The sequence below is a fragment of the Allokutzneria multivorans genome (assembly GCF_039537405.1).
GTDB lineage: Bacteria > Actinomycetota > Actinomycetes > Mycobacteriales > Pseudonocardiaceae > Allokutzneria > Allokutzneria multivorans.
Map to the genome: position 1 here is coordinate 290887 of NZ_BAABAL010000018.1, position 7483 is coordinate 298369.

The window sequence follows — 7483 nt, forward strand, 5'->3', positions numbered from 1 at the left end:
GAGAGTTCCCGTCGCCCATCGGCCGGAAATCCAGGTGACGGCGAGCGGTGACGCGGTCATGATGCGCGGGTGCACGCGAACCATTGGGAGATGCCGAGCCCCTTCACGGGGCCCGTCGGCGTGCGCTGACACCATTCGACCAAGCCCCGGCCGACGCCGGGGCTTGCTCTTCTCGTCGTCGTCCGGGCGGCAGGAGAGCCATGAGCCGCTACATCACCACCGCGATCCCCTACGTCAACGGCGAGCCGCACCTCGGGCACACGCTGGAGCTGGTCCAGGCCGACGTCCTCGCACGCCATTCCCGGTCGCGCGGAACCGGCGCGCACTTCCTGACCGGCACGGACGACAACGCGCTCAAGAACGTCACCGCCGCGAAGGCCGCAGGCATCGGTGTCCAGGAGTTGGTCGACACCAACGCCGAACGCTTCCGCGAACTGCACGCACCGCTCGGCCTGTCCGTCGACGACTTCATCCGCACGAGCGCGGACGAGCGGCACGCCACCGGAGTGCGCGAGCTGTGGCGGGCCAGTGCCGAGCGCGGCGACTTCTACCAACGCAGCTACGAGGGCCTTTACTGCGGCGGTTGCGAACAGTTCTACCGGGAGGCCGATCTCGCCGACGGTCGGTGCGTGGAGCACGGGGTCGAGCCGGACCTGGTCGTCGAGCAGAACTGGTTCTTCCGCCTCTCCCGCTACGCCGAGCACATGCGAGAGCTGCTGGAATCAGGGCGAATCAGGGTCGAGCCCGCCGCGCGGCGCAATGAGGTTCTGGCCTTCGTCAGGGCGGGGCTCGCGGACATCAGCGTGTCCCGCCCGGCGGCCCGATCGGACGGCTGGGGCATCCCGGTGCCGGGCGACCCGAGCCAGGTGATCTACGTGTGGTGGGACGCGCTGGCCAACTACCTCACCGCGAACCCCACGCGATGGGCCGGTGCGGCGGAGCGCGTGCACGTGATCGGCAAGGGGATCGTGCGCTTCCACGCCGTGTACTGGCCCGCGTTGCTGCTCTCGGCGGGCAAGACGTTGCCGGACGTGATCGCCGTGCACGACTACCTGACCATCGACGGCGAGAAGATCTCGAAGAGCACGGGCAACGCGGTGGCCCCCCTCGACCTGGTCGAGCGCTTTGGTGCCGATGCGGTGCGGTGGTGGCTGCTGCGTGAAGTGGCTCCGTTGGGCGACACCGACTTCACCGAGAAGCGCTTGATCGCCCGGGCGGACGCAGAGCTGGCGAACGGGTTGGGAAACCTGGTCAACCGCGTGGTCACGCTCGCACACCGGCTCCGCGACGGGCGAGTCGTCCCGGCGCCGCCGACGCGCGCAGCGGCCGGGCTCGCCGAGCGGGTCGACGCGGCGCTGGCGGAGTACGACCTCCGTGGCGCCACGGCCGCGCTGGTCGAGGTCGTCGACGACGCGAACCGGTTGCTGGACAAGGAAAAGCCGTGGGCGTTGAGCGGCGGGGACCTCGACAGGGTGCTCGGGACACTGGTCAGCACGTGCCGCGTGCTGACGCACGAGCTCGGCGTCTTCCTCCCGCACGGAGCCGCCCGGCTACGTGATCAGCTCGGCTACGGTGAGACCGTCGCCGAGCCGAAGCCGGTGTTTCCGCGTCTGGGCAAGCGCACCTAGCGGCGCTTGCACGGTGGAGCGAGCTGGGCTCGTCCTCTCCGGACTCGCCCAGCTCGCCACTCCCACCCCACCGCTCAGCCAGGCAGGAAGAACGCCTTGATGTCGGCGCTGAGCAGGTCGGGGACCTCCATCGCCGGGAAGTGCCCGCCGCGGTCGTACTCGGTCCAGCGCTCGGCGTACCCGGCCGGGTCGACGAGGGACCGGATGGTGTCGTCACCCGCGAAGACGGCGTAGGCGGTGCGGGCGGCCGGGGGCGGGGACGCCTGTCCCTGCGATGCCGCGGCCATCTGCCGGTAGACCTGCATGCCCTCGTAGAGAGCGTGGGCGGCGGAGGCCCCGGCCCCGGTGAACCAGTAGATGCTGACGGCGGTGAGCAGGCGGTCGCGCCCCACGGCGTCCTCCGGCAGCTTCGAGGCGGGGTCGGTCCACTCGCGGAACTTCTCCGCGATCCACGCCAGCTGGGCGATCGGCGAGTCGTTCAGGCCGTAGCCCAGGGTCTGCGGGCGCGTGGACTGGATGTGCAGGTAGCCGATCCCGTCCTGCTGGTACTGGTTGAAGCGCTCGGCGCGGTGCCGGTCGGCCTCGTCCAGGCCGGTGGTGTCGATCGGCGGGCCGAACGGCAGCGACGGCGCGGTCCCGGTGAGGTGCAGGCCCAGCACCTTCCCGGGCGCCACCATCGGCAGGATCTGCGAGACGCCGGAGCCCGCGTCGGTGCCGTGCACGGCGTACTGCTCGTAGCCGAGCCGGTTCATCAGCTCCGCCCACGCCATGGCGACGCGGAACAGGTTGCCCCAGCCCTCGTCGGCGACCGGGGCGGAGAAGCCGTACCCGGGCAGCGTCGGGATGACCAGGTGGAAGTCGGCGCCCAACGGTTCGATCACATCGAGGAACTCCACGAAGCTGCTGGGCCAGCCGTGGGTGAGGATCAGCGGCACCGCGTCGGGGTTGGCGGAGCGCACGTGCAGGAAGTGGATGTCCTGGCCGTCGATCGTGGTGATGAACTGCGGGATCTCGTTGATCGCGGCTTCCTGGGCGCGCCAGTCGAAGCCGGTGGCCCAGTACTCCGCGAGGCCGCGGAGGTAGGTCGTGGGCACGCCCCGGCTCCAGTCCTCGCCGGAGGGGTGCTGCGGCCAGCGGGCCTTGGTCAGCCGCTCGCGGAGGTCGTTCAGGTCGGCGTCGGAGACGGCGATCCGGAACGGGCGGATCTCGGTGTTCCCGGTGGCGGCGTTCTCGGTGTTTGAGGTCATGAGAGAGACAGTAAGAGCTATTGCGGCAAGGATCGTTCCGCGATTGCGGGCATACTTTTTCTCATGACGACGGCAGCCCGACTTCTCCGCCTCCTCGGCCTGTTGCAGCAGCCGCGCGACTGGACCGGGGCCCAACTCGCCGAGCGACTCGGCGTCTCCGACCGAACGATCCGCAACGACGTGGAGCGGTTGCGGTCGCTGGACTACCCGATCGAAGCGACGCCGGGCGTGATGGGCGGCTACCGGATGGGCTTCGGCGCTTCGCTGCCGCCGTTGCTGCTCGAAGACGACGAAGCGATCGCCACGGCGGTGAGCTTGCGCGTGGCGGCGGGCGCCGGCGTGGCGGGGATGGCGGAGTCCTCCCTGCGCGCGCTCGCGAAGCTGGAGCGGATGCTGCCGAGCCGGCTCCGCGACCGCGTGTCCGTGGTGCACGGCGCGACGCTGTCACTGCCCCGCAGCGGCCCGGTGATCGACTCCGAGGTGCTGACCACCATCGCGGCGGCGATCCGCGCAGGTGAGACGCTGCGCTTCGACTACCGCTCCTTCGACGGGACGCCGAGCAGACGCGACGCTGAGCCGCACCGGCTCGTGCACACCCGAGGTCGGTGGTACCTCGTCGCGTGGGACACCTCGCGCAAGGACTGGCGGATGTTCCGCGCTGACCGGATCACTCCGCGCATCCCCAACGGTCCCCGTTTCTCCGTGCGGGAAGCGCCCGGTGGTGATCTCGTCGAGTACGTCGAGCGGAGCTTGGGCGCGGCAGTGTGGCGCTACCGCGTGGAGGTGGTCGTGCACGCGCCCGCCGAGCACGTCTCCGCGCGGCTGCCGGACTGGGTGGTGGTGGAGCCGGTGGACTCCACGACCTGCCGCATGTTCGTCGGCTCGGACAACCCGGAGATGCTCGCGTTGTGGCTCGGCATGCTCGACGCCGACTTCACCTTCGACCGCGCCGCCCACCCCGAGCTGGCCGCGCGCCTGCTCCACGTGGCCGACCGCTTCCACCGCCTGGCGGAGCTGGGCTAGGGCGTGTTTCACAAGTCCGTGTTCGCGATAGCCGGGCCGAGCCCGCCCCTGGCCGCGCCGCCGGAAAGCCCACGTACAACACCGGTACGCGGACTTCCCGCCGTCTTGCCAGGAACGACCTCGATCCCGGCTCTCATCGAACGAGACCTATGAAACACGCCCTAGAGGCGGTCCGGGCGCCCGTGGGGTGCGGCCAGCCAGCGGACGACGGAGTCGGGGTCGCCGTCGGCGAACACGCGTCCGCGCAGGCGCTCGTGCACCCGCGCGCGCAGCTCGGCGACGCCGGGTGCCGCTGAGCGCGGGAGGAGCGGTCCTCGGTAGCGGTCCAGCAGGCCGCCGACCGAGCCGGACGGCAGATCCTGTTCCAGGTCGAGGAAATCCGCGCGCACGGGACCGACGAGGCGATAGGGCTCCGACGCCAAGCGGTAGCCGAGGATTCGCCGGAGCCGGGTCATCTCCGCGCGCACGGTCACGGTCTTGCCGTGCGGGCCGTAGACCTCGCGCGCCAACCCCTCGGCCGTCAAGCCGCCGGGCCACGCGCACAGAACGGCGACCAGCTCGCTGTGCCGCACGGTCAGCTCGTGCGCGACACCGTCGACGCGCAGCCAGCCCCGGTCGAGCCCGAGCCCGCCGAACACCACCGCTCCGTCGACCTCAACCTCTTGTGCCATCACGAAGAAAGGCCCGTCGACGGTGAGCCGTTCGATCACCACGGAACGCCCGTCGGGGAGCACGGCCGTCCCCTCGCGCAGCGGCAGGTACCACCGCTGCGGGAGCCACCCGACGGGATCGGCGAGCACGACCCGCCCGTCGGGCGCCACGACCGCGCTGTGGCTGCCGACGCGGTTGGCCAACCGGCTGACATAGCGGCGCTGGAGTTCGAAGTGCTGGCGTTGCGCGTGCTCCCGCAACTGGGCCTCGGCCAGCCGAGCCGTCGAGATCACCAGCGACAACGCCAAACCCTCCGCGCCGTCCAACGGCTCGGTGGTCAGGTCGAGCGCTCCGAGCACGGCCCCGGTCATCGGATCGCGGATCGGCGCGGCGGAGCACGTGTAGGCGGTCGCGGCGGACAGGTAGTGCTCGGGCCCGCGCACCTGGAAAGGCCGTCCCAGAGCCAAAGTCGTGCCGACACCACTGGTCCCGGCGGCGTCCTCGCTCCACCGCGCGCCCGGCACCAGGTTGACGCGCTCGGCCCGCCGCACGGTCGGACGATCACCGTTGATCCACAGCAGGTGACCGGCCGCGTCGCTGAGGAACAGGATGCGCCCGGGGCCGTCGAGCGAGGTGTGCAGCGTCCGCTCCAGCGTCGGCCACACGCGCGCCAACGCGTGCTCGCGCCGCAGGTCGACGACATCGTTCTCCGCCAAGGGAACCGGCGGCAGGTGCCGGTCGGGGTGCACTCCGCTGCCGCGCGAACGGTCCCACGACGCGCGCACCGCCGGGCGGACCCCGCGCGGCGCGGCACCGCTCAGCGCTTGGTCCCGCACGCGGGCCAACCGCTTCCCCTCAGCGTCCATGGTCGCCTCCACCGAGAACGTAGGTCCGGGCCGCGAGCCCCTGCAACCCTCGTGCAACCCCGTTGCAACCCCTTCTCCGCTGATCAACACCGGGTCGATCATCTGCGCCGACCGCTCGCACGCCGAAAGGGATGAGACCCATGGCTTACCTCGAACTCCCCGACGGGGTACCGCTGCACTACGAGGACACCGGCTCCGGCCCGGCGGTCGTCCTGCTGCACGGCTGGACGATGAACAGCACGTTCTGGCAGGCCAACACCGGCCCGCTGGCCCAGCACAACCGCGTGATCACCGTCGACTTCCGGGGGCACGGGAACTCCGGCAAGACCGAGCAGGGTCACTCGCTGCACCAGTACGCCCAGGACGTGCGCGCGCTGCTCGACCACCTGGAACTGGACGACGTGTGCCTGGTCGGCTGGTCGATGGGCACGGCGGTGATCCTCAGCTACGTCCGCGAGTACGGCACGGAGAAGCTGCGCTCGGTCTGCTTCGTCGACCAGTCCCCGCGATTCCTGGACGCCGCCGAGTGGGACTTCCCGTTGATGGGCGGCTATTCCATCACCGATCTGGCCGTGTTCACGCAGAGCGTCCGGCACGCGCGCCCCTCGGTGATCAAGCCGTTCATCGCCGCGTGCTTCGCCACCGAGCCCGACCAGGCCACCATCGACGCGATCTACGCCGAGACCACCAAGACCCACACGTCCAGCGCGCTGGACGTGTGGTTCGACATGGCCTACGCAGACCTGCGCGCGATGCTGTGCAGGGTCACCGTGCCCGCGCTGCTCATCTACGGCGAGCGGAGCAAGGTCTTCCCCGGCGACCTCGCCGGCTGGCTCGCCGGAGAACTGCCCAACGCCGAGGTCGCGCGCTTCGCCGAGAGCGGGCACGCGCCCTTCGCCGAGGAGCCCGAGCGCTTCAACACCGTGCTCGGTGACTTCCTGGCGGGCTAGGCCATCGCCTTCGCCAGCAACGAGTAGCTGCGCCGCTGGTCCTCCGCCGAGTGGATGATCGACGTGATCATCGCCTCGTCCGCCCCCATGGAGGCGACCAGCTCGCGCAGTCGTGACGCCACGTCATCCGGTCCGCCCACCAGGTACGTGGCGAGGAAGTGCTCCGCGATCGCTTCCTCGGCCAACGTCCACTCGTGCCGCTCGACGGCTTCCGGCGAAGGCAGCCGAGTCGGCCGCCCGGACCTCAACCGGGCGGCCGACAACCCCATCGGCCGCGACAGGCGCTCCGCCTCCGCCGCCGTGTCCGCCGTGATGACGCCGACGGTCAGGATCGCGTGCGGCTGCGCCAGTTCCGGGCTCGGCCGGAACTCCGCGCGGTAGTGGCGCAGCGCGGCGGCGGCGTTGTCGGGCGCGAAGTGGTAGGCGAAGGCGAACGGCCGCCCCAGCCTCGCCGCGAGCGCCGCGCTGTAGCCGCTGGAGCCCAACAACCACACCGGCGGGCGCGTCGGATTGGTCGGCACCGCGTGCACTCCGGCGAAGGTGTGCCCCTCCGGCAGCCCGCCGTCCAGGTAGCCCTCCAGCTCCGCCAACTGCTCGACGAAGTCCTCCACGCCGTGCCCGGTGTGCCTGCGCACCGCCGCCGCCGTCCTCGGATCCGTGCCCGGCGCGCGGCCGATGCCCAGGTCGACGCGTCCCGGGTGGAAGGCCTCCAGGAACGCGAACCGCTCCGCCACCACCAGCGGCGAGTGGTTCGGCAGCATCACCCCGCCCGAGCCGACCCGGATCGTGCTCGTCGCATTGGCCACCTGGAGCGCCAGCAGGTCCGGCGAGGAGCTGGCGATCGTCGGCATGCTGTGATGCTCGGCCGTCCAGAACCTTTGGTAGCCAAGGGATTCCACGTGCTGCGCCAGCTCGATGCTGCGCCGCAGCGCTTCGGCGTCGGTCGAGCCCTCCGCAACCGTGGCAAGGTCGAGGACGGACAGCGGGAACGGTGAGTCGGCCATGACCACCCCAACCCCGCTCCCCCTCCCCGCATTCCCCCCGCTCTTCCTCACACCCCCTCCTCCCCCACGTTCCGCCCTCCCCACTCCGCCTTCCTCACACCCCCTCCTCCCCCA

General features: G+C 71.0%; 7 protein-coding genes. 3 read left to right on the top strand and 4 right to left on the bottom strand.

The features are described 5' to 3' along the window. Positions 1-200 precede the first annotated feature (200 nt). A complete protein-coding gene (gene metG / locus ABD798_RS25425) occupies positions 201-1628 on the top strand; it encodes a methionine--tRNA ligase (RefSeq protein WP_344879557.1) in 1428 nt (475 codons plus the stop codon). Positions 1629-1702: 74 nt separating this feature from the next. Here metG and ABD798_RS25430 read toward each other — a convergent pair whose 3' ends face one another. Next, positions 1703-2875 carry an epoxide hydrolase family protein gene (locus tag ABD798_RS25430; protein ID WP_344879560.1) on the bottom strand — a complete coding sequence of 391 codons (1173 nt, stop codon included), beginning with the start codon at positions 2873-2875 and terminating at the stop codon, positions 1703-1705. Positions 2876-2938: 63 nt separating this feature from the next. Here ABD798_RS25430 and ABD798_RS25435 point away from each other — a divergent pair, with 63 nt between their 5' ends. Beyond that, positions 2939-3898, top strand: a complete 960-nt coding sequence (locus ABD798_RS25435; RefSeq protein ID WP_344879563.1) for a helix-turn-helix transcriptional regulator — start codon at positions 2939-2941, stop codon at positions 3896-3898. 8 nt (positions 3899-3906) lie between these two features. Here the strand turns inward: ABD798_RS25435 and ABD798_RS25440 are convergent, their stop codons facing one another. Both ABD798_RS25440 and ABD798_RS25445 read right to left on the bottom strand, forming a co-directional pair. Continuing rightward, positions 3907-4035 (bottom strand): hypothetical protein, encoded by a 129-nt coding sequence (locus ABD798_RS25440; protein WP_344877944.1) that lies wholly within the window; start codon positions 4033-4035, stop codon positions 3907-3909. 24 nt (positions 4036-4059) lie between these two features. Next, on the bottom strand, positions 4060-5415 hold the full coding sequence (locus ABD798_RS25445) for a sigma-54-dependent transcriptional regulator family protein (RefSeq protein WP_344879566.1): 1356 nt from the start codon (positions 5413-5415) through the stop codon (positions 4060-4062). Positions 5416-5555: 140 nt separating this feature from the next. Between ABD798_RS25445 and ABD798_RS25450 the strand changes: the two genes are divergently transcribed. Further along, entirely contained in the window at positions 5556-6365 is an 810-nt protein-coding gene (locus ABD798_RS25450; protein WP_344879569.1) for an alpha/beta fold hydrolase, read from the top strand. Here the strand turns inward: ABD798_RS25450 and ABD798_RS25455 are convergent. Beyond that, the gene (locus tag ABD798_RS25455) at positions 6362-7369 is read right to left on the bottom strand and encodes an LLM class flavin-dependent oxidoreductase (RefSeq protein WP_344879572.1); all 1008 of its coding nucleotides are present in this window, start codon (positions 7367-7369) and stop codon (positions 6362-6364) included. The two genes, ABD798_RS25450 and ABD798_RS25455, sit on opposite strands and share 4 nt — an antisense overlap. Positions 7370-7483: the final 114 nt, after the last annotated feature.